This is a genomic window from Pseudomonas sp. GWSMS-1 (assembly GCF_049847425.1).
In the GTDB taxonomy this organism is placed as follows: domain Bacteria; phylum Pseudomonadota; class Gammaproteobacteria; order Pseudomonadales; family Pseudomonadaceae; genus Aquipseudomonas.
The window spans coordinates 1,396,239-1,422,690 of record NZ_JBMHHV010000005.1 but is presented as its reverse complement, the minus strand read 5'-3'; the positions used below and the strand labels follow the sequence as shown (position 1 = coordinate 1,422,690).

Genomic DNA, 26,452 nt, shown 5'->3' with positions numbered 1-26,452 from the left:
GCTCTTCCTCTGTATGACGGATCGATTACCAGAAGCGCTGTTGGCTCAACCGGCTCAGCCAGTTCAGGACAAAACGGTCTAGCGCAACGCTGCCCGCCAATCCAACGCGCTCCTGCAGGGTTTTCTTCTCGGCATAGTGCAAATGAAACAACTCGGCGCTCTTCGCCCGTTCTGCCAGGTATTCGTCACTGGTCTTGAGTTCATCGACCAGCTGCTTTTCCAGCGCTGTTAAGCCGAGCCAAACTTCACCGGTGGCAATTTGATCGATATCCAGCTGCGGCCGGTAGCGCGCAACAAAGCCCTTGAACAACTCATGGGTGGCTTCCAGGTCTTCCTGAAACTTCTCCCGGCCCTTGTCGGTGTTCTCACCGAATACCGTCAGGGTGCGCTTATATTCGCCGGCGGTCAGCACCTCGAAGTCGATGTCATGCTTTTTCAGTAACCGGTGCACGTTAGGCAACTGCGCCACCACGCCAATCGAGCCGAGAATGGCGAACGGCGCGGAGATAATCTTCTCACCGATGCAGGCCATCATGTAGCCGCCACTGGCCGCGACCTTATCAATGCAGATAGTTAGCGGCACGCCCGCCTGGCGAATGCGCGCCAACTGCGAAGAGGCCAAACCATAGCTGTGCACCATGCCACCGCCGCTTTCCAGGCGCAGCACCACTTCATCCTGCGGCGTGGCCATGCTCAGCAAGGCAGTAATCTCGTGACGTAGGCTGTCGGTGGCCGAGGCTTTGATATCGCCATCGAAATCCAGCACATAAACGCGCGGTTTGTGAACAGCGGCCTTTTTTTCCTGCTTTGCAGCCCTGGCTTCAGCTTTGCTCGCAGCTTTCAGTTGCTCTTTGTCGAGCACCGCGTGCTCCATGCGCTGCTGCAACTGCTTGAAGAAGTCATTGAGCTTGTTCACCTGCAGTTCGCCAGTGCGCTGACGGCCCTTGCTGCGCAGTGCAGCAATCGCCACCAGCACGACGAGAATGGCAACAACCAAGGTCACTGTCTTAGCCAGAAAGCCAATGTACTCTGCAAAAAACTCCACGAATTCCCCCTTACCCCGATGGCAGCGCCCGCAAATCGTTAACGCTGATTCTCCGCAAGCATACCGAGGCCATCGGTTGGCGACCAGCAAGCAAGGCCTTGGGCATTCAGCGCGTCAATGCAATTCAAACAAGCGTATGTTTTTACGTTGACAGCCCTTGAGCTTCCCCATACCCTCGCGAAACTTTCACCGTACCGGAAACCAGCGGACGTGGGCAGCATCTACCTGATTCGACATGGCCAAGCCTCCTTCGGTGCAGACGATTACGATGTGCTATCGCCCATCGGTATTCGCCAGGCCGAAGTGCTGGGTGCACACCTCGCGCAACTCGACACGCGCCTTGATCGCAGCGTCAGTGGCAGCCTGCGTCGCCAGCAGCATACGGCCGACAGCGCCCTGCAGCAGTTGCGCGCGGCTGGCATTGCGGTTCCGCCGCAGGAAACCGATCCGGCATTTAATGAGTTCGATGCCGACGCGGTAATCCGCGCCCTGCTCCCGGACATACTCGGTGAAGAACCAGAAGCCCTGCATATCCTGCGGAATGGCGCGAATAACCGCGCTGAGTTTCAGCGCCTGTTCGCTGAGCTGATTGGCCGCTGGATTTCGGGCGAGCACGACAAGCCAGAGCTACAAAGCTGGCAAGCGTTCGTCGAGCAGGTGCAAGGTGGCCTCAGCCGTCTGCTGGAACAAGCAGGCAGCAAACAGAATATCGCCGTGTTTACCTCCGGCGGCACCATCACCGCGCTGCTGCACTTGATTACCGGCATACCGCCTGCTCAAGCGTTTGAGCTGAACTGGCAAATTGTTAATACCTCACTGAGCTGGCTGAAGTTTCGCGGCAGCCAAGTGAGCCTGGCTTCCTTCAACAGCCATGTGCATTTACAGCTGTTGAAGGCGCCGGAGCTCATCACTTACCGTTGAGCTGCGGCCCACTGCACCCATTAAGGGCGCTAGAAAAACCTGAGAAAAAGGAATAAACCATGAGCGTTGCAGACATCGTCAATACCATGCAGTCCAAATTCAACGCCGGTGCCGCTGCAGGCCTGGACCTGGTGTTCCAATTCAACATCGAAGATGGCGAAAACTACGCCCTGATCGTCAAGGACGGCACCTGTGCCGTTGAGCAAGGCGACAACCCTAACGCCAGCGTGACCCTGATCATGGACACCGAAACCCTGAAAGGCATAACCAGCGGCGAAACCGACGGCATGCAAGCCTTTATGTCCGGAAAACTGCGCGCCGAAGGCGACATGATGCTGGCCATGAAACTGGGCGAACTGTTCCCGGTTTAAGCAGCAACTCAGCAATAAAAAACCGGAGCCTTGGCTCCGGTTTTTTATTGCTCGCGTTTTATACAAACCGCGGCCCCGCCTACGGTTCAATCACGACAATGCACCGACTGACCGGCGGCGAAGGTTTGCTTGATGGCGCGGTCATCACCGAGCATGGTCAGTGCGAACAAGCGCTCATCGAGACTTTTGGCTTGCTGCATACGGTAGCTGATCAGCGGCGTGGCGTTGTAGTCGAGCACCACGAAGTCGGCGTCTTTGCCGGGCAGGAAGTTGCCGATCTTGTCGTCCAGGTACAGCGCGTTGGCACCGCCTAGGGTGGCCAGGTACAGCGACTTGAATGGGTCGAGCTTCTTGCCCTGCAACTGCATCACTTTGTACGCCTCGTTCAGCGATTGCAGTTGGCTGAAACTGGTGCCCGCACCGACATCGGTGCCTAGGCCAACGCGTACGCCATGTTCTTCGAGTTTATTCAGATCAAACAAACCGCTGCCGAGGAACAGGTTGGAGGTCGGGCAGAAGGCCACGGCCGAGCCAGTTTCAGCCAGGCGCTTGCACTCGTCGTCGCACAGGTGCACGCCGTGGGCGAAGACCGAGCGCGCGCCAATCAGTTTGAAGTGATCGTACACATCCAGGTAGCCCTTACGCTCAGGGAACAGCGCCTTGACCCATTCGATTTCCTTACGGTTCTCAGACAGGTGAGTGTGCATGTACAGATCTGGGTATTCACCGAACAGTTTGCCCGCCAACTCCAGTTGTTCCGGGGTGCTGGTCGGGGCAAAGCGTGGGGTGACCGCGTAGTGCAGGCGGCCTTTACCGTGCCAGCGCTCGATCAGCTCTTTGCTGTCGGCGTAGCCGGACTCGGCGGTGTCGGTCAGGTAGTCTGGGGCGTTACGGTCCATCAACACCTTACCGGCGATCATCCGCAGGTTCAGCGCTTCGGCGGCCTCGAAGAAGGCGTCTACCGATTGCTTGTGCACGCTGCCGAATACCAGCGCGGTGGTGGTGCCGTTGCGCAGCAGTTCCTTGAGAAAAATACCCGCCACCTCCGCCGCATGGACCTTGTCGGCGAACTGCTGTTCGGTGGGAAAGGTGTAGGTGTTCAGCCAATCCAGCAGCTGTTCGCCGTAGGAGGCGATCATCCCGGTTTGCGGGTAGTGGATATGGGTGTCGATAAAGCCGGGGGTGATCAGCGCATCGTGGTATTCGGTGATGTCCACGCCCTTGAGCGTGGGTAGCAGGTCTGCGGCGTGGCCGACTTTGGCCACCTGGCCGTTATCGATGACCAGCAGGCCGTCTTCAAAGTATTCATAGGATTGCTCAACGCCCACCACGGCCGGGTCGGCGATGCTGTGCAGGATGGCGGCGCGGTAGGCTTTCACTGGGCTAGTCATGTAACGCTTATCTCAATCTATGGTTTTGGTCGTTCAGGCGCGTATGCGCCTGAGCAGATAGTCAGGCCTGGCTGCGGCGAGAGGCGGGCAGTAGCTTGGCAACGCTGGGTTGGCCCTTTTTGCTCTCTTGGCCAAAGGCAGCGTTATAGGTAGCGATTACTTCGCCGGCGATGGACACGGCGATTTCTACCGGTAACTTGCCTTTCACCTCGGCCAGGCCCATCGGGCAGCGCATGCGTGCTACCACGGCTGGATCGAATCCGCGATCACGCAGGCGGTGTTCAAATTTGGCGCGTTTGGTCTGCGAGCCGATCAGGCCGTAGTAGGCAAAATCGTTGCGTTTGAGGATTTCTGCAGTCAGCTCCAGATCGAGCTGATGGTTGTGGGTCATGACGATAAAGTAGCTGCCGGCGGGCATGCGTTCGATCTCGTCGATCACCTCTTCGTTGACCACTTTGTCGACGTTTGCAGGGATCTGATCAGGAAATTCGTTTTCCCGCGAGTCGATCCAGCGCACCTTGCACGGCAAGCTGGCGAGCAGTGGCACCAGGGCGCGGCCGACATGGCCAGCACCGAAAACGGCGATCTGCGCTTGCGGCTGGCCCATAGGCTCAAACAACAGCACGGTGGCGCCGCCGCAGCATTGGCCGAGGCTGGCGCCGAGGCTGAAACGCTCCAGGAGGGTGTCCTGGCTACGCGAGGCGAGCATTTCGCGGGCCAGCTCCATCGCCTTGTATTCCAAATGACCACCGCCGATGGTTTCGAAAATGCGGTCGGCGGTGACCACCATTTTCGAGCCGGCGTTACGCGGGGTTGAGCCGCGTTCTTCGATGATAGTCACCAGCACGCAAGGATGACCTTGCTGCTGCAGTTCGGCGAGGGCGCTGATCCAGCTCATTTGCTCAGCCTCCAGGTGGGTGGCAGTTGTCCGGGTGGTGGTAAGCGCCAGTTGCTTGGCGACGGGTCCAGTATCGGCACTGGAGTTGGTCGCGGTGTTTGCGGTTTCGCTTCGGTGTGTTTTGTCATTGTTGTACACCTGCTTCGTTGTTCATTCACGCCCTTGGTGGACAACGCTTCGCGGTTGTCCACCCTACGCGAGGTAGGGTGGATCGGGGCGCGTAGATGTCGCGCAGCACATCCACCAGATCGGCGGTTCGCGTTAGGCCGGCTCGATCTCGGTCGCGGTTTCGGCCTTGGCGGGTTGCTGGAGTTTCTTCATCTGCTCCACCCCCCAGAGCACGCGCTCAGGCGTTGCCGGGGCGTCGATGTTCGGTTGTACGCGGTAGTCCGCCAGGCTAGCCACGGCGTCCTTGATGGCACACCACACGGCAATGCCGAGCATAAACGGCGGCTCGCCCACAGCTTTGGAGTGGAACACGGTGTCTTCCGGATTCTTGCGGTTTTCCACCAGGTTAACGCGCAGGTCCAGCGGCATATCGGCGATGGCCGGGATCTTGTAACTGGCCGGGCCGTTGGTCATCAGCTTGCCTTTGCCGTTCCACACCAGCTCTTCCATGGTCAGCCAACCCATGCCCTGAACGAAGGCACCTTCGACCTGACCGATATCGATGGCCGGGTTCAGCGAGGCGCCGACGTCATGCAGGATGTCGGTGCGCAGCATCTTGTACTCACCGGTCAGGGTATCGACGATCACTTCCGAACAGGCTGCGCCGTAGGCGAAGTAGTAGAAGGGACGGCCAGCAGCCTTGTCACGGTCATAGAAGATCTTCGGCGTGCGGTAGAAACCGGTGCTGGAGAGCGAGACCTGGCCGAAGTAGGCCTTCTGGATAACTTCTTCGAAGCTCAGGAACAGATCACGCACGCGCACTTGGCTGTTGCGGAACTCCACGTCTTCCGGGGTGACCTTGTACTCGCGCACCAGGAAGTCAACCAGACGCTGCTTGAGGGTTTCAGCGGCGTTCTGTGCGGCCTTGCCGTTGAGGTCGGCACCGCTGGATGCAGCCGTCGGCGAGGTGTTTGGCACCTTGTCGGTGTTGGTCGCGGTGATCTGGATACGTGAAATATCCACCTGCAACACTTCGGCAACGATCTGCGCGACCTTGGTGTTGAGACCCTGCCCCATTTCGGTGCCGCCGTGGTTCAGGTGGATCGAACCGTCGGTATAGATGTGGATCAGCGCGCCGGCCTGGTTGAGGAAGGCGGAGGTGAAGCTGATGCCGAATTTAACCGGAGTCAGCGCCAGGCCTTTTTTCAGTACCGGGCTCTTGGCATTGAACGCGCGGAGTTCTTCGCGGCGCTTGGCGTAGTCACTGCTGGCTTCCAGTTCGGCGGTCATCTCGTGGATAACGTTGTGCTCGACGGTCTGGTGGTAATGGGTGACGTTGCGCTCGGTCTTGCCGTAGTAGTTGGTCTTGCGCACGTCCAGCGGGTCTTTGCCCAGACTGCGGGCAACCGCATCCATGATCTCTTCGATGGCGACCATCCCTTGCGGGCCGCCGAAGCCGCGGTAGGCGGTGTTAGATGCGGTGTTGGTCTTGCAGCGGTGACCATTGATGGTGGCGTTGCCGAGATAGTAGGCGTTGTCAGCGTGGAACATCGCCCGGTCGACGATTGCGCCGGACAGGTCTGGCGAATAGCCGCAGTTGCCGGCCAGTTCGATTTCGATGCCGTGCAGCAGGCCATTGTCATCGAAGCCGACGTCGTATTCGACGTAGAACGGGTGACGCTTGCCCGTCATCTGCATGTCTTCAACACGCGGCAGGCGCATCTTGGTCGGCCGGCCGGTAAGGTGCGCAATCACCGCACAGAGGCACGCCGGGCCTGCGGCCTGGGTTTCCTTACCGCCGAAGCCGCCGCCCATACGGCGCATGTCGATAACGATCTTGTGCATCGGCACGCCGAGCACTTCGGCTACCAGCTTCTGCACTTCGGTGGCGTTCTGCGTGGAGGTGTAGACGAGCATGCCGCCGTCTTCGGATGGCATTACTGAGGAAATCTGGGTTTCTAGGTAGAAGTGTTCCTGGCCACCAATATGCAGACTGCCTTGTAGGCGGCGTGGCGCGGTGGCGAGTTCGGCGGCGGAGTTACCGATCTTGTGCTGGTGGCTGTCGAGGACGAAGTGTTTCTTGCGCAGCGCATCGACCACATCGAGTACCGGCTCAAGGTCTTCGTATTCGATAATTGCGGCCATAGCCGCCTTGCGCGCGGTTTCCAGGCTATCGGCACCGACGGCGAGGACGACTTGACCAACGTATTCGACCTTGCCGTCCGCCAGTAGCGGGTCACCGGCGACGACCGGACCGATATCCAGCTGGCCAGGTACGTCATCCTTGGTGATGGCGATAGCCACGCCGGGAATGGCGTAGCACGGCGCGGTATCGATGCTGATGATGCGAGCATGGGCGCGGTCGCTCATGCGGGCATAGACGTGCAGCTGATTGGGGAATTCCAGGCGGTCGTCGACGTAGATGGCTTCGCCGGATACATGTTTATCAGCACTTTCGTGTTTAACGCTGCGGCCAACGCCGGTGGTGATGTCGGCGCGGAACAGTTCAGCCAGTTCGGCCTGGCTTTTGGCTACGTGATGGTTAGACATAATCGGTCACCCGGGTCTCGACGTCTGGAGCCTGCAGCTCAAGGAAGAATTTACGCAGCAGGTTCTGCGCAATAAGCAGGCGGTATTCCTTGCTGGCACGGAAATCACTCAGCGGGGTGAAGTCTTCGGCCAGCGCGTTACACGCCCGCTCGATAGTTTCTGGGGCCCAGGCAGAGCCAAGCAAAGCCGCTTCACAGGCAGCGGCACGCTTGGGGATGGCCGCCATACCGCCAAAGGCGATGCGCGCGCTTTGCACCACGCCCCCTTCGACCACCAGATTAAAGGCCGCACAGACGGCAGAGATGTCATCGTCCAGGCGCTTGGACACCTTGAAGGCGCGGAATGCCTGGCTGGCCTGATGGCGCGGCACGATGATCTTCTCGATAAATTCGGCTTCCTGACGTGCAGTCACCTTGTAGTCGAGGAAGTACTCTTCAATCGGCAAGGTGCGGCTTTCGCTGCCTCTACGCAGGACGATGTGTGCACCAAGCGCGATCAGCAACGGCGGAGCATCGCCAATGGGCGAGGCGTTGCCGATATTGCCGCCCAAGGTGCCCTGATTGCGGATTTGCAAGGAGGCAAAACGGTGCAGTAGCTCGCCGAAATCCGGGTAATCCTCGGCCAGTGCGGCGTAGCAGTCAGACAGCACGGTGGCGGCGCCGATTTCGATGCTCTCGGCCGTGACTTCAACGCGCTTCATCGACTCGATATGACCCACGTAGATCATCACCGGCAGCTCGCGGTGGAACTGAGTGACTTCCAGCGCCAGGTCGGTACCGCCGGCGAGCAGACGTGCTTGCGGGTTGGCCGCATAAAGGTCGGCCAGGTCGGCGACGGTCAGCGGCAGCAGGCAGCGTTTGTCGCCGCTGTTGAGCTCGGCGGTGTCTTGCGGGGCGATGGCTTTCAGTTGTGCGACGGTCTGTACTTCGGCAGCGTCGAACTGGTCCGGCTGCTTTTGGCAGCAAGCTTGCTCGGCGGCGTCAATGATCGGACGGTAGCCGGTGCAACGGCAGAGGTTGCCGGCTAGGGCTTCCATGGTGTCGGCCTTGTCGAAGCCGCTGCTACCTTTCTGCAGGGCGAACAGCGACATGACAAAACCTGGGGTGCAGAAGCCGCACTGCGAGCCGTGGCAGTCGACCATGGCCTGCTGCACGCTGTGCAGTTGGCCTTGGTGCTTGAGGTCTTCAACCGTGATCAGTTGCTTGCCGTGCAACGAGGAAACGAAGGTCAGGCAGGAGTTGAGGGTGCGATAACGCACGCGCTCGCCCTCCAGCTCACCGACCACCACGGTGCAGGCACCACAGTCGCCAGAAGCGCAGCCTTCTTTGGTTCCGGATTTGCCGACATGCTCACGCAGGTAATTGAGCACGGTGACGTTTGGGTCGAGGGCATGTTCAGTACGCAGCTCCCGGTTGAGTAAAAACTGGATCAAGGACGACCTCCAGGCACTTTTATTGTTCTCTTATCAGGCACTGCTGAAACGACTGCACGGGGCAGCACAGCGTTTCCACACGGCTTGGCATGAGGCAAATCTAGAGTTTTCTGACTTTAGGGTCAATAAATATTTGTCCCTAAAGTCAGAGGCGCTTTATGCAATTCAGCCATGAGCGGGAAAGCTCAGCTAATTTGCTTAAACGCTAGCGGCTTTTGTGCCAAATACTGCGCTGCTGCTGAGACAAATAGCCTGACATGCATGCACGCAAAGAGACGGGACTGAGAGTTACCTGGCTGTAAGCTGCTTTTCGATCGACCACACTTGATCGACCTAGCGAGGCGCTAGGTGATAGCTGCGTGCTTAAAGCGATTGACTGGCTGAACCTTATTGCCAGTCCTTGAGCGCCTGTTTGGCTGCGGGTTCATCGGCTCGGCCAGCAAGCCGGCAGGCGTCAGATTGATGCTGTACACCGCTTCATCGGCAAGCGGCAGGTACGTCACTCGGCGCGCCTGAGGATCAAAGACCAACAAATCATGCTGCCCCAACCTTAGCCAACGCCACAGGTCGATGCCGTATGGGCTGTGCGCCAGTTCGACGCGGGTATGCAGGGCCTGGCTTTGTTGTTCGATCGAAAGAAAACGCCCCGAGAGTTTTTCCAGACGATAACCCGGCTGCAAGCCGATCAATGCCGCCAGGCCCTTCCACTCTAGAAAGCGGGCATCCAACTGCCACAGATCACCTTCCATCGTCAGCGTACGTTCACGCCCACCCTCCAGCAGCGTGACCCGATACAACGGGCCATCCGCTTTGAAGCTCAAGGTCGCCAGCGGCTTGTCTTCGGCAATCGGCGCATAGCTGCGCAAATCGATAGCCAATATGCCGATCAGTACTGCCAACGCGAGAAATCCCAGGCCGCAAGTGCCACGTAACCAGCCGAGAAACCACTGCCGATTAAGCAGAATGCGAACCGCTACAAAAGCAGCCAGCAACGCCAGCAGCGCCGTTGCCCATGCGAGTCCATCGTATTGCATCGCTGTGCATTCCTTATGGTTGAAGTTGCGGGCATTATGCGCAGCTGCCAGGCTGGCGAACAGCAAGCGAGCAGCACAATTAGACGCAGGGCGTGTTTTATAGCCTGTTGTTTTTCGTGGCTACCGTCTGCCATCGCTACATGACCTTTAAAAACTCCCGGTAAATCTCCATGGTCTTCCCATTTGAACTCAGCGTTGACCTGTCGACGCTGGCCATCCTTGCTCTGGTCGCCTTTATTGCCGGTTTTATCGATGCCATTGCTGGCGGCGGTGGCCTGCTGACCATTCCCGCGCTGCTCACCGCCGGCCTCCCGCCGCATCTGGCGCTGGGGACCAACAAGCTTAGTTCGACCTTTGGCGCGGCGGCTGCCAGTTACACCTTCTACCGGCGCAAATTATTTGACCCCAGCCAATGGCGCAATGCGTTGATTGGCACAGCGGTGGGTGCACTGCTTGGCGCGGCGATGGCGCAATGGTTACCGTCGGCGTGGTTGAACCAGATGCTGCCTGTGGTGGTATTTGCCTGCGGTTTGTATCTGCTGTTTGGCAAAACCCCAGCAGCGCCGCTACTCGCCGACGCACCGATCGCCCAAGGCCGGCAGTGGCCACAGAGCCTGAGCCTGGGTTTTTATGACGGCGTGGCCGGCCCGGGTACAGGGGCATTCTGGACGGTCAGCAGCCTGCTGCTCTACCCGCTTGACCTGGTTAAGGCCAGCGGCGTGGCCCGCAGCATGAACTTTGTCAGCAATATTTGCGCACTCAGCGTATTTATCTTCAGCGGGCAAGTGGCCTGGCTGCTCGGCCTGTGTATGGGGATGGCGCTGATGGTCGGTGCGTTTCTCGGCGCACGCACCGCGATCAAGGGCGGCTCAAAGTTTATCCGCCCGGTGTTCATCCTTGTGGTGCTGGGTTTGACCGTGCGTCTAGCCTGGCAGCACTGGTTCGGGCTGGCCTAAACGGCGCGCGACATAGACATCAATCAGGTAACGCGCAATCGAGCGTACCGCCGGTAACGGCGGCAGATCGTGCACGCTGAACCACTGCGCATCCTCGATCTCATCGACCTGCATGACGATCTCACCCGAGGCGTACTCGGCATGAAAGCCCAGCATCAGGGAGTGCGGGAATGGCCAACCCTGGCTGCCCAAGTACTGCACATTGTGGATTTCGACCCCCACCTCTTCGCGCACTTCACGGGCTACGCACTGCTCCACCGACTCGCCGGCTTCGACAAAGCCTGCCAGGGTGCTGTAGATGCCGGAAACGAAACGAGGAGAACGCGCCAGGAGGATCTCATCGCCGCGCGTAACCAGCACAATCATGCTGGGTGAAAGCCGCGGGTAATGCTGCAGCTCACACCGCGGGCAATGCATGGCCCGCTGCCCGGGGACATGCTGCATTGCCCCGCCACAGCTGCCACAGAAGCGATGCTGGCTGGCCCAGGTACCGATCTGCGTGGCGTAGCTGAGCAACTTGAAGGTGTCCGCATCGCCTTGCAGCATGAATTGGCGCAGGCTTTGCCAGGCACACCCTGGCATCTCGAAGGACTGATCCAGCTCCAGCAGGTAAACCGCATCGCCATCAAAATGGCCCAGGCCATGCTCGGCGATAACCGGTAAATCTTGCTTTTTTAACCATTCACGGGGGAACAGTACGCCATTGCTATCGGCCAGAAAGTGCTGCTTAAAATGCACAACAACCCAACCACCAGGCTGCTGACTGTCGATAAACGTAGCTTGCCAACGCTGCATATACTCAGGCCTCCAACGGCATACCCAGCGCCCGCACGCTTTCAGCGGCGAGGTCGAGCACACTTGGCTGAGTTTCCGGACGCATCACCGCGCCGGCTTCCAGGTAGTACTCAAGGCTACTGAGTGCGTCAGCGAGCGTTTCCAGCATCTGTTCGGAAGGCATCTGCGGCGCATCAAACATCTGCTTCTGGATGTAATCGGCGCAGGCACCGACCAACGCGGCGGCGCGCTTTTGCTCGAGGAACCACAAGCCACCGCGCACGGCTTGCAGGCTGAACGGTACGTTGGACAGGTGCATACGCTCACCACCGGACTCGAGGTACGCCGTGATCGCGCGTTTGGCTAGCGCTAAACCCGCCTGCGCTTCATCGACCACAACAATGCGTGCTTCATTGAGCTGATGCATGGCAAACGATTCGGCCTCATTGCCAGGCTGCGCCGGGGCAGACCGTACTTCACGGCGCTCACCACTCTCCAGGCTGGCGACCATGCCTTCGACGTACAGCACCGCATCCGCCAGCTTGTTCAGCGCCTGCGGTTGCGGCGCACTCGCCTCCCCCCAGCTGGCAACAACGGGCAGTTGGGCGCTCAATGAGTTGCCTGCAGAGCTGAGCCCGACCATGCCGAGGGTCTTGCTCAACTTGCCAAGCAAAGCATGCAGGGTATTAAGGCTATCGCTCTGCAGGGTGCCACGCTCGATCAGGTCGAGCATGTCTTTTAGGCTATTGAGTTCTTCACGGATCGCCGAGCTCAGCGAACGCATCACTGCCTGCCCAGGACCGGCCAGGCGCTGGTATTCCTCTTCAAGCAAGTGGTCGGTAAACGGCAGTGGCGCCAGACCGAACACTTCACTCAGAGCCGTCACTTGTGGCCCGTGTGTGCCGGCCAGTGCCACCAGATAGAGCAGCTCTTTAAGCAGGCCACGGGGCGCTTCGTACTGAGCGTTAGCGAGTGTCTGTTTAAGTTCACGATCAATGCGCGAGAACAACTGCTTGCGCGATTTACGCGCCAGCAACTGGCCGTCAACCTGCGCCTCGACAGCCGCAGCACCGACCCAGCACAGTCGCCCGCGTGGTTCATTGGCAAACAGGCCGTCGACACGGCTCAGCGCACGCCCCATCAATTTGAGGCTGGCCTGTGGGTTCTGCTCACGGATAAAGCCCAGCAAGCCCACTTGGTACATGTGCCGCAAGCGCCGGCCTTCACTTTCGCGCGCTGCGCCATCAATGGCAGGCGGTGCGGTATGCGGGCGAGCGTGGTCGAGGCGCACGCTGAAAAAGAAGCTTTCCGGTAAGGCTGGCTGGCCGCCGGCCTGGCGCAGGTCATTGATCGCCGGCAACAACAATTCAGGCATTTCCTGACGATTGGCCTCGACGTTCTCCAGGTAACGGCGCAGTACATGCAACGCGTTACTCAAGGCTGAAAGCTGCACATCGCGCTCTTCACCGGCACCTGCGGGGATATCGGTCGCTTGATCCAGCACTTCCTGCGCCAACAATTCGGCACCGGTCAGCTCGATCAGGTTCAGCGTACCGCGCACCTGATGCAGATTTTCCACGGCCTGCTGCAGCAGGCTGCCGTTGTGACGGTCGGCGATAAAGTGCTCAAGGCTCGACTCGGCCTCTTCCATGGTGGCGAACAATTCATCGCGCACCAGATTAAGCGACGTGGCTCCAGAAACCATGTGCTATTGCGCCTCCCGCGTCAGTGATAAATACAAGTGCAAGGACTGCATCAGTCAGCAAACTCAGGCTTCTGCTTACTCATGTGCGCCGTCATCGCCACCCGCAGGTCCACCGACTGCAGCATGGCGGCGTTCCAGGTGGCGATGTACTCAAGGCCATCATCAACGCGATGATCGCGCATGTAGCGAATCATCTCTTTAGTGCCACGAATCGCCACAGGGGATTTGCTGGCGATCTCACGGGCAATGCCCATCACGCCATCCAGCAACGCATCGGCATCGGCATAGGTACGGTTTACCAGACCAATGCTGCGGGCCTCTTCTCCGTCGATGGTGCGACCGGTAAAGGCCAGCTCACGCATCATGCCGTCGCCAATAATGCGTGGCAGACGCTGCAGAGTGCCGACGTCCGCGGCCATGCCGATATCAATTTCCTTGATCGAGAACTGCGCATCGACCGTCGAATAACGCATGTCACAGGCCGAGACCAGGTCAATCGCGCCGCCCAAGCAATAGCCCTGAATGGCCGCCAGTACGGGCTTACGGCAATTATCCACGGCATTAAATGAGGCTTGCAGCTCGAGAATTTTGCGCCGCAGTTTTTCTGCGTTGCGCCCGACATCTGGGCCCAGCTGGCTGCCGACGGAAGCCAGCATCATCAGGTCGATGCCTGAAGAGAAATGCTTGCCCGCGCCCGAGATCACCACGGCGCGGACCTCATCGGTGTCATCGACCCAGCGGAAAATATCGATGATTTCGCGCCAGAAGTCCGCGTTCATCGCATTCACTTTCTCTGGGCGATTGATCACCACATGGGCGACCTTATCTGCCAACACGACATTAAAGGCTTTGTAGTCGGACACGGCAGTCATCCTCAGCTGGGGCGCAAGCGCACGATATGGATTTTTCTTATGATAAAAATCGAGCAACTATAACAACCAACCGACAAATGTCGATGCCAGCCAGTGTGACGCAGAACACGCCATCAACCTTAAGCTCAATATTCACCTATCGGCGATAAGCGCTTGATCTACCGAGGCAACCTGGACGGAACAGGTTTGCATGTGACGGGCCGACAGGTAAAGCGCCGGCCCGTCGAGAATCAGGCCTTGATGCAATCGACTGTATAAACCCCCTCTTCACGCTGCAGGCCATGCACATCGGCATCAAAGCCGGGGAAGCTGCGATCGAAGGTGCGGGCAAAGGCCAGGTAATCAATGATTGAGCGCGTCTGCGCGGTAAAGCGCTCACCCGGCATGATCAGCGGAATACCCGGTGGATAGGGCACCAGCATCACCGCGGAGATCCGCCCTTGCAGCTGCTCGATCAGCACGGCCTCAACCTCGCCGCGCACCAGTTGGTTGTAAGCATCGGCAGGTTTGATCGCCACTTCCGGCAGCACCGTGTACATGCGCTTAAGCGCTTTAGCCGTGGCGTTTTCGCGGTAGCAGGCATGCAAGGCATCGCACAGATCGCGCAAGCCCATGCCCTGATAGAACGCTTTGCCGGCCTGAGCAATCGACGGCAGCACATCGCTCAACGGCAGGTTGGCGTCATAACTGCGTTTGAACTCCAGCAGCTCGGTCAGCAGCGTGCTCCACTTACCCTTGGTAATGCCCATGGAGAACAGCACCAGGAAGGAATACAGGCCGGTTTTCTCCACCACCAGGCCACGTTCCCACAGGAATTTACTGACCACCGCCGCCGGAATACCCCGCCCGTCCAGCGTGCCATCGGCCGTCAGCCCGGGCGTAACCAGGGTGACCTTGATAGGATCAAGCAGCACGTAATCTTCGGCCACATCACCAAAGCCATGCCAATCAGCTTGCGGCTGCAACAGCCAGTCCTCGGTCACCACATCATCGGCGCCTTCGGCCTTGGCCGGCTGCCAGATGCTGAACCACCAGTCATCAGCGCTGAGGTTCTGTCGCAAGTTGGCCAGGGCACGACGGAAGCTCAGGGCTTCATCGAAGGTTTCCTGAATCAGCGAGCGCCCGGCCGGGCCTTCCATCATGGCCGAGGCCACGTCCAGCGAGGCGATGATGCCGTACTGCGGCGAGGTGGAGATGTGCATCATAAAGGCTTCGTTGAAGCGATCCCGATCCAGCTGGCGCACACCGCCATCCTGTACATGAATCATCGAAGCCTGGCTGAATGCCGCCAGCAGCTTGTGCGTCGAGTGGGTGGTAAACACCAGCGGCGCGGCTTCGGTTCGCGCCGTGCCCATACCGTAGCGCCCGGCATAAAACTCATGAAACGCCGCATAGGCGTACCAGGCCTCGTCGAAGTGCAGCACCTCGACGCTGTTGCCCAGGGTTTGCTTGATCAGTTCGGCGTTGTAACAGAGGCCGTCATAGGTAGAGTTGGTCACCACCACCAGTTTGACCATCGCCCCACTGCTGCTTGGCACGCGACCGCGCGCCAGCGGGCTGGCATCGATCTTCGCCTGAATCGACTCGCGGCTGAATTCGCTCAGCGGGATCGGCCCGATAATGCCCAGTTCATTTCGCTCCGGGCACAGGTACAACGGGATCGCGCCGGTCATGATGATCGAGTGCAAAATCGACTTGTGGCAGTTGCGGTCAACCAGTACCAAATCATCGCGGCCAACCATGCTGTGCCAGACGATCTTGTTCGCCGTCGAGGTGCCGTTGATCACGAAATACGTGTGGTCTGCACCGAAGTTACGCGCCGCGCGGGCTTCGGCCTCGGCCAGCGGACCGGTGTGGTCGAGCAGCGAACCCAATTCCGGCACTGAGACAGACAAATCGGAACGCAGGGTGTTTTCACCAAAAAACTGATGAAACGCCTGGCCCACCGGGCTTTTGCGATACGCCACACCGCCACCATGGCCGGGCGTGTGCCAGGAGTAGTTGGATTGCGCGGTGTGCTGTACCAGCGCTTTGAAGAATGGCGGCAGCAGACCATCCAGATAATTACGCGCCGCACGCGCCACCTGCCGTGCAAGGAATGGCACGGTGTCTTCAAACAAATAAAGGATGCCGCGCAACTGGTTGAGGTCAATCATCGCCTCGGCTGGAGCGTTTTCGATGGTGACTTGCTCGCCAATGGCAAAGATCGGCAGTTGCGGCGCACGGCGGCGGGCAATGCGGATCAGCTCAAGCATGTCCTGCAACAGGTTGTTGTTCTCCCCTGCTCCTTCGGCAGCCACCAGAATGCAGGCCAGGCCGTGGTGGGTGGAAGCAACAATCCGCCCTTCGGCGGAGCTGGCGGTAGAAAGAATGCTGAAGCCGTCCTGCTCCAACTCTTGGGCGATGGCGCGTACCCGGTCACCGGCCACGGTATCGGCCTTGATGTCACGGTGCACGATCAGGACGGGGAACTTTAGGTCTTTATACATTGTGGCGTCCCTGAAGAATGGCAGGTGCGGGCCTGCCGATCGCTTCAGGTTAGAGGCTCGCACTGACTGGCGTAACCCCCTCTACGTGACACTGTACGAAAAGGTCGCGAGTGAATAACTCGCGAGAGGCGGCTGCCGTTGCAACTCACTCAAACGACAACCACCCTTACCACTCAGGCCTCGGTTTGCGGCTGCTCCATTTGCAACCACAGCGGCAAGGCGCCGGCAGACTTCTCGATAATCGCCAGGCGCACCCTATGCTCGGCCAGCTCAGCTTCAGTGGCCTGAATCACCCGCGTGCGGGCGCGCCCGGCAGGCAAACGACGAATCGCAGTGGGCTGCTGGCGGCCATTACCGTCACCTTCAGAACCGTCACCGGCCAAGGACAGATTGGTCTGCCCGCCGGTCATGGTCAGGTAGACGTCGGCCAGAATCTCGGCATCGAGCAAGGCGCCGTGCAGATCGCGGCCGGAGTTATCGACACCGTAACGCTTACACAGCGCATCGAGGTTGTTACGTTGGCCCGGATGACGCTCGCGGGCCATCAGCAGGGTGTCGAGGACCGAGCAGTAATCGCTGATCTCGGCGCGATCTGCCTGCCCCAGCAAATTGAATTCATTGGCAATAAAGCCGATATCGAACGCGGCGTTATGAATGATCAGCTGCGCGCCCTTGATGAATTCATAGAACTCATCGGCGACTTCCTTAAAGCGCGGCTTGTCCTTGAGGAACTCATCGGTAATACCGTGAACCGCAATCGCGCCCTCGTCGCTCTCACGATCCGGTTGCAGGTAAACGTGGAAGTGCCGCCCCGTCAGCCGGCGGCCAATCAGTTCAACACAACCAATTTCGATGATCCGGTGGCCGTCAGCCACCGGCATACCGGTGGTTTCAGTGTCCAAAATCACGCTACGCATGCTTCAAACCTCGTACTTCATCAACACCACGATTGGCCAACTGGTCGGCGCGTTCGTTACCCGGATGCCCCGTATGGCCGCGCACCCACTGCCAGGTCACGGTATGGCGGTTAACCTGCTCATCGAGTTGCTGCCAAAGGTCAGCATTTTTCACCGGCTGCTTGGCGGCGGTTTTCCAGCCACGCTTCTTCCAGTTCGGCATCCAGCCCTGAATGCCCTGCATCACATATTGCGAATCGGTCACCAGGCGTACGTCGCACGAGCGCTTCAACTCGGCCAGGGCGCGGATAGCGGCGGTTAACTCCATACGGTTGTTAGTGGTATCAGCCTCGCCGCCCCACAACTCTTTTTCCACACCTTTGAAAATCATCAATGCGCCCCAGCCACCCACGCCAGGATTACCTTTGCAGGCGCCGTCGGTGTAGATCTCGACCTGTTCACTCATGTATCTGCAATCTCTCGCTCAATTTATCGGCCGGCTCTATTTCTGTGGTGTTTCTCGACGGCTGACTTTGGCTACAGGCATCGGCAGCAACGTCCCAACCTGCTGACGATTGGGCTGGCGCAGTGGACGCAGGCCGATCACTAGTTTGCGCGCGACCAGCACGTAAACACCGCCACCCGGCAACTGCCAGGCGGCGCCCACGCGCTCCAGCGGTGCCAGTCGTGCCTGCCAGGCCAGCGAAGAAAGCGGCGGACGATAGCACCCGAAGCGGCGTTTCTCCAGCGCGAAACCCAGCAGGTGCAACCAGTCACTGACCCGGCCAGGCGCAATGCAGCGTGCCTGGCGCAGCGCATCGCGGGTAAATACATGACGCATCCCCCAGGTGCTCATCGGGTTAATACCGACAATCAGCAAATGACCGCCGGGCCGCACGCTGCGCGCGGCTTCGCGCAGCAAACCATGGGGCGACAGGCTGAAGTCCAGACCGTGCTGCAACACCACCACATCGGCGGCATGTTCGGTCAACGGCCAGGCTTGCTCCTCGCAGACAATCTCGACGCCTTTGAACGGCGCGCCCACACGCACGCTACGCTGAATCTGCTGGGCATCCGGCGGGGTGTCGGCGGCCGGGCCGTAATGCACCAGGTAGCCGCCAAAAAAGCGCGCCAGTTCTTCTTCTAACAACTGCCGTTCCTGCTCCAGCAATAACTGCCCGAGCGGGCCGGCCAGCCAGCCGCGCGCAGCGCCCATAAGATCGAGCCACTCGCTATCGGCCTGAGCAAACGGATGATCGGTCATAACAAATACCTACGTAGCCAGCACCGCTGTTGCGCCCTAAGATGAACCTTTATGCCCTGCTTAGCGACCTAGTGATGATAAAAATCGACGCCCTGCCTGCATTCACCGACAACTATATCTGGCTGCTACAAGACGCCGAACAGCGCCGCTGCGCGGTTGTAGACCCGGGTGACGCGGCACCTGTAGAGGCCTGGCTGGCGGCTAATCCTGGCTGGCAGTTAAGCGACATCCTGATCACTCATCATCACTTTGACCATGTGGGTGGAGTGGAACGGCTCAAGGCCATGACGGGCGCACGGGTGCTCGGCCCGGCCAACGAGAAGATCCCCGGACGTGACCTGCCGCTGCGCGACGGCGATCTGGTAGAGATCCTCGGGCACGGCTTTGACGTCGTCGAAGTGCCAGGGCATACCCTCGGGCACATCGCTTATATCCAGCCCGAACAGCATTGGCTGTTCTGCGGCGACACCCTCTTTGCCGGTGGCTGTGGCCGGTTGTTCGAAGGCACGCCCGAGCAAATGCACGCGTCACTCAGCCGCCTCGCCGCCCTGCCTGAGCAGACTCAAGTGTTCTGTACCCACGAGTACACCCTGAGCAACTTGCGCTTTGCCGCCGCTGTTGAACCTGAAAACCCTGAGATCAGCCAACGCGTGGAGCAAGTCAGCCAATGGCGCGAAATCGGGCAGATCAGCCTGCCGTCATCCATCGGCCTGGAGCGTGCGACCAATCCGTTTCTGCGCAGCGCAGAACCTTCAGTCATCGCCTGCATCGCCGGGCGCGAAGGGCCCGCCAGCCGCTCGCCAGTCGAGGTTTTTGCCGCGCTGCGCGCCTGGAAAGATCACTTCTAAACCTCGACAACCCCACAAAAAATATGGTTAAAACTTGACCAATGAGGTGCTCGTTTCTAGAATCGCCCGACCTTTTCGCCGGGAAGTACATCGCCGCCAATGCCTTTATCACCACGCAAGACCTTGAATTTAAAGGCATTAGCACGCAGCGCCGAGGCGCTCCTGGTGATCATATGCATAACTATGGCGGGCTGTCAGAGCACCAATCAGCAGCACTTCGCCGCAGACCGCACGGTCGGCCTTGAGCAGGAACCGGAGTGGCTGAAAGACAGCGCCAAGGATGTTCCCGAAGCGCCTACAGACATCTGGGAGCGGGTTCGCAACGGCTATCAGTTGCAAGAGACCATTACCCTCAACCCGCGCATCGAACAACAGCGTCTGTGGTTTGTCAGCAACCCCTCGTTTATCGAAAAAGCCGGCGAGCGCAGCAACCCCTATATCCACTTCATCGTTGAGCGCTTAGAAGAGCGCAGCATGCCGATGGAGTTGGCCCTGCTGCCGATGATCGAAAGTGCCTACAACCCCCAGGCCTACTCGCATGCTCATGCCGCCGGGCTTTGGCAGTTCATCCCGTCCACCGGGCGCTACTTCAACCTTCGCCAAACTAACTGGTACGACGGCCGCCGCGATGTGATGGCTTCAACTGATGCTGCCATCAGCTACCTGTCGCGACTTAAAGAAATGTTCAACGGTGACTGGCTACTCGCATTGGCGGCCTATAACGCCGGTGAAGGCCGGGTCAGCCGGGCGATTGAGCGCAACCAGAAACTCGGCCTGCCGACCGATTACTGGAACCTTTCGCTGCCGACTGAAACGCAGAATTACGTGCCCAAGCTGTTAGCCCTGTCGCAAGTCGTGATGACGCCGCAGGCCTATGGTGTCAGCCTCGCCCCAGTGGCTAACGAACCTTACTTCGAGCAGGTTGAGTTCAAGCAGCATATGGATTTGGCCCGCGTAGCCGCCATGGCGGGTCTGGATGAAGACGAGCTGTACCTGCTCAACCCCGCCTTTAAAAAAGGCATCACCCTGGACGGCCCGCAGCACCTGCTAGTGCCGACCGACAAGGCCGAACAGCTGACCGCCAACCTGTCGCAGATGAAGCCCCAGGAAATGGTGCAATGGCAGCAGTATCACGTGCGCTCGGGTGACAGCCTGCACAGCATTGCCAATCGCCACCAAGTCACCGTGAGCACCCTGAAGGATCTCAACAAGCTGTCCAGCAGTCACTTGCGCATCGGCCAGGTGCTGAGCATTCCCGGCCAGCCTGGGATAGCAGCTCGCGAAGCGCTGCACCCATTGACCACAGCGCAGCGCACACAACAGCGCACCTACCGGGTGAAAAACGGCGATAGCCTCTGGCAGATCGCCAAGCATCACCAGGTTGCGGTTAAAGATGTGCGGCGCTGGAATAAGCTATCAGGCAATAGCCTGCAGATCGGCCAGGTACTGACCCTACAAGCGGGCAAAACCAGCAAAACTCGGCAAGGCGCAACCTATTACAAGGTACGCCAGGGCGATTCGCTGTACCTGATTGCCAAGCGCTTTAAAGTGCCGATGAAAACACTGCAGAACTGGAACCCCAAAGCGGGCAAAGCCATCAAGCCCGGCCAGACCCTGACGCTTTACAGCGCCAACTGATCAAGCCTTCTTGCTCATCGCCTCCAGGCAACGCCCGGTTAACTGGGTAAAGCGTTGGAAGGCGACAAATTGCTCATGCTTCAACGCCCGGCCGGACACCCGGCCGTCGGCGTACAGCAGGCCAATCTCCCGCGTACCGGCCAACAGCGGCGCAACAAAGAACATGCCCTGCCCCAGGCGCTGGCGAATCGGCTGGGTGACTAACTCATTGAGGTTGTAGCTGGCCGGCACCCCCATCCATAGCGCCTCTTTATTACGCAGGGCATAACTGAATATATGCGGCTGCTCCTGCTGGGAAACGGGCAAGATAAAATCATGCGCCCAACTCTCGGTGCCCTCACCGATCACACGCTTGGCGCGAAAGCAGCTCTGCCCGTCGGCCAGCACCACCAGCATGATGCGCTCCAGCCCCGCGCCCTGATGCAGCCCCTTAAACAGGGTATCGAGCACCAGCCCCAGATCAGAACGCCGCGTCACCATCAACCCAAGGTCCTGCAGCGCTTGCTGCAAAACCAGCAAATTGGGCTGTAGCAACCGTGCTTTGCGCTGTTCGCGCTGCAGCAGAATTTGTTCCGGGTCGGTATTAGGAATCAGCTTGCACAGTTGGCTAGCGCCGAAGGTGGCAGCCATCTTCACCGTTTCCTCGGCACTGGCCAGCACTTGCTGCATGGCTTCCTCCGAGGTCACGCCAATAAAGCCGGCCAATTGCACGACCAAGGCGTCCATAGCCGGCGTATCCCAGCCGTCCAGCGCTGCCTGGCTGATCTTCACCCCCAAGTTCACCGCTTTGACTGCAGGGTCGTGCTGGCTGGTCGACTGATGCGCCAGGCTGACGGTGTCGCCCAGGTTCCAGCTTTTCACCAAGGCCTGGCTCAGCTGGCGGAAGCTGGTGCCCAGCACCTGCATCACCACCTCATCTTCTTCCGCCCCTGGTTGCGCCAGGGCACTGGCCAACTCATCGGCCACATCAGCCGCGCAGCCCCAGAATGCTAATTCACCGACGTTATGCAGCAACGCGGCGATAAACACCTCTTCATCGTTTTTAGCCAGCACGTAGCCGGCAATATTGCGCGCCTGCACGGCGGCATGGAACGAACGTGCCAGCAATTCGGCCAGCTGGTCCCGCGAACTGCGGGCCAACAGCCCATCAATCAGGCTGACGGACAGGCCGATCTGCCGCACGTTATCGAAGCCGATCAACACAATGGCCCGGGAGATGGTGCGAATGGTTTCTTGGGAGGGGTTGTAATAGACGCTGTTGCCGATACGCAGGACCTTGGCGGTCAGCGCGGCATCACGCAACAGCACATCGGCTAATTGCTGAACCGATGATTTATCGCCCAGCGTCAGGCGATGCAGGTCATGCACCACCGAGGCCAGGGCGGGTAATTCGGCTTGATTAAAGCGATCAATCCATGACTGCAAACCATGGCATTTTGTAGCCAAATCAGTGTCCTCGTAATGAGTCGTTTCAGTGTAGTTAAATTGCCACTATTGCTTACCCGCGAGCCTACCCTTTTTCCAGCGGATACAAGCTGTTAATGTGCCTGACCAGCAGCCCCCAAGACGCCACGGATCGGATATTTCACTTGATACGTCCCTCCTCTCGCTGTTCCTCTGCCTGGCCATTCATTCGCCTGCCTGGGCCACCCTGTATAAAAGCCATGGCTACGCCCAGTTTGGCGAGCTGAAGTACTCGGCCAGCTTCACTCATTTCGCCTGGATCAACCCAGAAGCGCCTAAGGGCGGCACGCTGCGGATGATGGCCAATGGCACTTTCGACACGCTCAACCCATACACGCTTAAGGGCAGCAGCCCGATCAGCACGGCCAACTTTCTGCAATACGGCGTTAATGAGCTCAATGCACCGCTGATGGTCGGCACCGGGGCCTACGACCCTTCGGGTGACGAGCCCGCATCCAGCTATGGCCTGATTGCCGAATCAGTGGAATACAGCGATGACCGCAGCTGGGTGGTGTTCAACCTGCGCCCCGAAGCGCGCTTTCATGACGGTAAGCCGATTACCGCCTACGACGTAGCGTTCTCCTACCGTTTGCTGCTCAAGGAAGGCCACCCGCAGTACCGCAGCAACCTGCAAGCCGTGAAACGGGTCGACATCCTCAACCGCCACAGCATCCGTTTTGTCCTTAAGCGCGCCGGCAGTTCCTTGTTGATTCTGCGCCTGGGCGAGTTGCCGGTGTTGCCGCAACATTACTGGAAAGGCCGCGACTTCAAGGCCACCACCTATGAACCGCCCCTGGGCAGCGGGCCGTATCGCATTACCCAGGTCAGCCCTGGGCGCAGCCTGCGCTTTGAACGGGTCAAGGATTGGTGGGGGGCGAACCTGCCGGTCAACCGCGGCAAGTACAACTTCGACCGGGTTGACGTGGAGTTCTACCGCGACAGCCATGTTGCATTCGAAGCGTTCAAGGCCGGCGAATTCGATATTTATATCGAGCAGCAAGCGAAGAACTGGGCCAACGGCTACCGTTTCCCGGCGCTAAACCGTGGCGAAGTCATTCGCGCCGAAATCCCGCACCAGATTCCGACCCAGACCCAGGCGCTGTTTATGAACACCCGCCGCGCGATGTTCAGCGACCGCAAAGTCCGTGAAGCATTGGGCCTGATGTTCGACTTTGAATGGGCCAACCGCGCCCTGTTCAACAGCTCCTACAACCGCGCAAAAAGCTACTACCCCAACAGTGAGTTCTCGGCCACCGGTAAACCAGAAGGCGCCGAATGGCTGCTGCTGTCGCCTTATCGCAAGCAGCTGCCGGCCCGCCTTTTTACCGAGCCATTTACCATGCCGCAGACTGATGGCAGGGGCATCCCACGGGAAACCTTGCGCCGCGCCCTCGGTCTATTGGCCGATGCCGGTTGGAAGCCTTCAGGCCAGCGCCTACTCAATCGTCAAGGCCAGCCACTGAGCCTTGAGATACTGCTGGTTAACCCGAACCTTGAGCGGATTCTCCAGTCGTTTATCGAGAACCTCGCCAGCATTGGCATCCAAGCCAACCTGCGCACTGTCGACCGTGCCCAGTACAAGCAACGCCTTGATCAATACGACTTCGACATGATTCTGCTCACCCTGCCGCAAACCCTCAGCCCCGGCCTTGAGCAATCACAGTACTTCCATTCATCCCAGGCCAATACGAAGGGCGGTCGCAACTACGCCGGGGTTAATCACCCGGTGGTCGACGCCATGATTGAAAAGTTGCTGACGGCGCAGACGCGAACCGAGCAGGTAGCGGCCACTCGCGCCCTCGACCGCGTGTTGTTATGGCAGCACTACACCATCCCGAACTGGTATATCGATTACCACCGCCTGGCTTACCGCAACCGATTTGCCTTCGTCACCACGCCGCCCTACACCTTGGGCCTTCGCACTTGGTGGCTGAAATCCATGGAGAACGCTGAATGACCCATGCATTGCGCACCCTATTGATCCGTTTCAGCGGCATTGCCCTGCTTGGCGTTGCTGGCCTGGCGTTGGCCAGCCCCAAGCACGCGCAGACCCTCTACGACGAGCCGCCCAAATACCCGGCCAACTTCAAACACTTCGACTACGTCAACCCCGATGCGCCCAAGGGCGGCACCTTGCGCCAGGCCGGATTTGGCGGCTTCGACAGCCTCAATCCTTTTATCAACAAGGGCGTGGCCGCCGATTACATCGGCCTGATCTACGACACCCTGACCCGCCATGGCCTGGATGAGCCTTTTACCGAATATGGTCTGATCGCAGAAAAAATCGAGAAATCCCCAGACAACGCCTGGGTACGCTTTTACCTGCGCCCCGAAGCACGCTTCCATGACGGCCAGCCAGTCACCGCCGAAGACGTTAAATTCACCTTCGACACTCTGATGAGCCAAGGCGCACCGATGTACCGCGGCTATTACGCGGATGTCGACAAGGTCGTGGTCGAAAGCCCTCTACGGGTGCGCTTCGTGTTCAAGCATGCCGGCAATCGTGAGCTGCCGCTGATCGTCGGCCAGCTACCGGTATTACCGAAACACTGGTGGGCCGAGCGCGATTTCAGCAAAGGCAATCTGGACATCCCCCTGGGCAGCGGCCCCTACAAAGTGGCGGATGTACAAGCCGGACGCTCGATCCGCTATGAGCGGGTCGAGGACTGGTGGGGTAAAGATTTACCGGTCAACCGCGGTTTCTACAACTTCGACACCCTGCAAATTGATTACTACCGCGACAACACCGTCGCCCTGGAAGCGCTCAAAGCCGGTCAATTCGACTACTGGCTGGAAATGAGCGCAAAAAACTGGGCCACCGCCTACAACACCGAAGCCGTGGCGAATGGCCAGTTGATCAAGGAAGAGATCGCCAACCACAACCCCACCGGCATGCAGGGGTTTATCTTCAACACGCGTCGCCCGCTGTTCAGCGACCGTCGAGTGCGCGAAGCCCTCGGCCTGCTGTTTGATTATGAGTGGACCAACCGCCAGCTGTTTAACGGCGCCTATACCCGCACCCGCAGCTACTTCGACAACTCCGAACTGGCGTCAATCGGCCTGCCTTTGGCCGACGAGCTGAAGCTGCTTGAACCTTTGCGCGAACAGGTACCGCCACAGGTGTTTACCGACGAATACCAGCCTTCGGTTACCGATGGCAGCGGCATCATTCGCGAGCAGCAGCGCCGCGCCTACCAGCTCTTACAAGAAGCCGGCTGGCGTGTCGATGGCGACCAAATGCTCGACAGCACGGGCAAACCGGTGAGCATCGAATTCCTGCTGGCACAAACGGAGTTCGAACGCGTATTGCTGCCGTTCAAACGCAACCTGGCCGACCTCGGCATCGAGCTGGTGATCCGCCGCGTTGACGTGTCGCAATACATCAACCGCCTGCGCTCGCGTGATTACGACCTGATTGTGGGCGGCTTTGGCCAGTCCAACTCGCCCGGTAACGAGCAACGCGAATACTGGCACTCCAGCAGCGCCGACAACCCCGGCAGCCGCAACTTTATCGGTCTCAAAGACCCGGCCGTGGACAGCCTGGTTGAAGGGCTGATCAATGCCGATTCACGGCAGAGCCTGATCAGCTATACACGCGCCCTCGACCGCGTGCTGTTGTGGGGCCATTACGTGGTGCCCAACTGGCATATCAAGACCTGGCGCGTGGCTTACTGGAACCGTTTCGAACACCCGCAAGTGACGCCGCAATACGACATTGGCCTGCACACCTGGTGGGCCCGCGCGCAATCACCCGAAGCGGCGGCGGCCAAGGCCACTGCAGACGTGGAGCAATAAA

General features: G+C 59.1%; 20 protein-coding genes and 1 pseudogene. 7 read left to right on the top strand and 14 right to left on the bottom strand.

Annotation, left to right across the window (positions count from 1 at the left end):
• Positions 1-25: 25 nt before the first annotated feature.
• Entirely contained in the window at positions 26-1,045 is a 1,020-nt protein-coding gene (gene sohB, locus ACEPAJ_RS10175; RefSeq protein WP_425914736.1) for a protease SohB, read from the bottom strand.
• 210 nt (positions 1,046-1,255) lie between these two features.
• Here sohB and ACEPAJ_RS10170 point away from each other — a divergent pair, with 210 nt between their 5' ends.
• Together ACEPAJ_RS10170 and ACEPAJ_RS10165 are read left to right on the top strand one after the other, a co-directional pair.
• The gene (locus ACEPAJ_RS10170) at positions 1,256-1,966 is read left to right on the top strand and encodes a histidine phosphatase family protein (RefSeq protein WP_425914735.1); all 711 of its coding nucleotides are present in this window, start codon (positions 1,256-1,258) and stop codon (positions 1,964-1,966) included.
• A gap of 59 nt (positions 1,967-2,025) precedes the next feature.
• Entirely contained in the window at positions 2,026-2,337 is a 312-nt protein-coding gene (locus tag ACEPAJ_RS10165; protein ID WP_274086652.1) for an SCP2 sterol-binding domain-containing protein, read from the top strand.
• Between the two features lie 86 nt (positions 2,338-2,423).
• Here ACEPAJ_RS10165 and guaD read toward each other — a convergent pair whose 3' ends face one another.
• The 5 genes and pseudogenes from guaD to ACEPAJ_RS10140 all read right to left on the bottom strand — a co-directional run bounded on the left by guaD (position 2,424) and on the right by ACEPAJ_RS10140 (position 9,750).
• Positions 2,424-3,728, bottom strand: coding sequence for a guanine deaminase (guaD, locus tag ACEPAJ_RS10160; protein WP_425914734.1), 1,305 nt, complete (start codon positions 3,726-3,728; stop codon positions 2,424-2,426).
• A 61-nt stretch (positions 3,729-3,789) separates the two neighbouring features.
• Complete coding sequence (xdhC, locus tag ACEPAJ_RS10155; RefSeq protein WP_425914733.1) at positions 3,790-4,626, bottom strand: xanthine dehydrogenase accessory protein XdhC; 837 nt, start codon at positions 4,624-4,626, stop codon at positions 3,790-3,792.
• A 261-nt stretch (positions 4,627-4,887) separates the two neighbouring features.
• Entirely contained in the window at positions 4,888-7,284 is a 2,397-nt protein-coding gene (xdhB, locus tag ACEPAJ_RS10150; RefSeq protein WP_425914732.1) for a xanthine dehydrogenase molybdopterin binding subunit, read from the bottom strand.
• A complete protein-coding gene (gene xdhA, locus ACEPAJ_RS10145) occupies positions 7,277-8,716 on the bottom strand; it encodes a xanthine dehydrogenase small subunit (protein WP_425914731.1) in 1,440 nt (479 codons plus the stop codon). The genes xdhB and xdhA overlap by 8 nt, the downstream gene beginning before the upstream one ends.
• A gap of 387 nt (positions 8,717-9,103) precedes the next feature.
• Positions 9,104-9,750: pseudogene (locus tag ACEPAJ_RS10140) on the bottom strand (hypothetical protein).
• A 170-nt stretch (positions 9,751-9,920) separates the two neighbouring features.
• Here ACEPAJ_RS10140 and ACEPAJ_RS10135 point away from each other — a divergent pair.
• Positions 9,921-10,706 (top strand): TSUP family transporter, encoded by a 786-nt coding sequence (locus ACEPAJ_RS10135; RefSeq protein WP_425914730.1) that lies wholly within the window; start codon positions 9,921-9,923, stop codon positions 10,704-10,706.
• Here ACEPAJ_RS10135 and nudC read toward each other — a convergent pair.
• The 7 genes from nudC to ACEPAJ_RS10100 all read right to left on the bottom strand — a co-directional run bounded on the left by nudC (position 10,674) and on the right by ACEPAJ_RS10100 (position 18,706).
• A complete protein-coding gene (nudC, locus tag ACEPAJ_RS10130) occupies positions 10,674-11,501 on the bottom strand; it encodes an NAD(+) diphosphatase (RefSeq protein WP_425914729.1) in 828 nt (275 codons plus the stop codon). The genes ACEPAJ_RS10135 and nudC overlap by 33 nt on opposite strands.
• A gap of 4 nt (positions 11,502-11,505) precedes the next feature.
• A complete protein-coding gene (locus tag ACEPAJ_RS10125; protein ID WP_425914728.1) occupies positions 11,506-13,185 on the bottom strand; it encodes a ferrous iron transporter B in 1,680 nt (559 codons plus the stop codon).
• Between the two features lie 50 nt (positions 13,186-13,235).
• On the bottom strand, positions 13,236-14,048 hold the full coding sequence (locus ACEPAJ_RS10120; RefSeq protein ID WP_425914727.1) for a crotonase/enoyl-CoA hydratase family protein: 813 nt from the start codon (positions 14,046-14,048) through the stop codon (positions 13,236-13,238).
• Between the two features lie 239 nt (positions 14,049-14,287).
• Positions 14,288-16,546, bottom strand: a complete 2,259-nt coding sequence (locus ACEPAJ_RS10115; RefSeq protein ID WP_425914726.1) for an Orn/Lys/Arg decarboxylase N-terminal domain-containing protein — start codon at positions 16,544-16,546, stop codon at positions 14,288-14,290.
• A gap of 173 nt (positions 16,547-16,719) precedes the next feature.
• Complete coding sequence (dnaQ, locus tag ACEPAJ_RS10110) at positions 16,720-17,463, bottom strand: DNA polymerase III subunit epsilon (RefSeq protein ID WP_425914725.1); 744 nt, start codon at positions 17,461-17,463, stop codon at positions 16,720-16,722.
• Positions 17,456-17,908 (bottom strand): ribonuclease HI, encoded by a 453-nt coding sequence (gene rnhA, locus ACEPAJ_RS10105; protein WP_425914724.1) that lies wholly within the window; start codon positions 17,906-17,908, stop codon positions 17,456-17,458. Before rnhA ends, dnaQ begins: the two co-directional genes overlap by 8 nt.
• 36 nt (positions 17,909-17,944) lie before the next feature.
• On the bottom strand, positions 17,945-18,706 hold the full coding sequence (locus tag ACEPAJ_RS10100; protein WP_425914723.1) for a class I SAM-dependent methyltransferase: 762 nt from the start codon (positions 18,704-18,706) through the stop codon (positions 17,945-17,947).
• A 74-nt stretch (positions 18,707-18,780) separates the two neighbouring features.
• Between ACEPAJ_RS10100 and gloB the strand changes: the two genes are divergently transcribed.
• Positions 18,781-19,554, top strand: coding sequence for a hydroxyacylglutathione hydrolase (gene gloB / locus ACEPAJ_RS10095; protein ID WP_425917995.1), 774 nt, complete (start codon positions 18,781-18,783; stop codon positions 19,552-19,554).
• A gap of 99 nt (positions 19,555-19,653) precedes the next feature.
• On the top strand, positions 19,654-21,192 hold the full coding sequence (locus ACEPAJ_RS10090; protein WP_425914722.1) for a LysM peptidoglycan-binding domain-containing protein: 1,539 nt from the start codon (positions 19,654-19,656) through the stop codon (positions 21,190-21,192).
• Here the strand turns inward: ACEPAJ_RS10090 and ACEPAJ_RS10085 are convergent, their stop codons facing one another.
• Positions 21,193-22,638 carry an HDOD domain-containing protein gene (locus ACEPAJ_RS10085; protein WP_425914721.1) on the bottom strand — a complete coding sequence of 482 codons (1,446 nt, stop codon included), beginning with the start codon at positions 22,636-22,638 and terminating at the stop codon, positions 21,193-21,195.
• A 163-nt stretch (positions 22,639-22,801) separates the two neighbouring features.
• Here ACEPAJ_RS10085 and ACEPAJ_RS10080 point away from each other — a divergent pair, with 163 nt between their 5' ends.
• Together ACEPAJ_RS10080 and ACEPAJ_RS10075 are read left to right on the top strand one after the other, a co-directional pair.
• The gene (locus ACEPAJ_RS10080; RefSeq protein ID WP_425917993.1) at positions 22,802-24,613 is read left to right on the top strand and encodes an extracellular solute-binding protein; all 1,812 of its coding nucleotides are present in this window, start codon (positions 22,802-22,804) and stop codon (positions 24,611-24,613) included.
• On the top strand, positions 24,610-26,451 hold the full coding sequence (locus tag ACEPAJ_RS10075) for an extracellular solute-binding protein (RefSeq protein ID WP_425914720.1): 1,842 nt from the start codon (positions 24,610-24,612) through the stop codon (positions 26,449-26,451). Before ACEPAJ_RS10080 ends, ACEPAJ_RS10075 begins: the two co-directional genes overlap by 4 nt.
• Position 26,452: the final 1 nt, after the last annotated feature.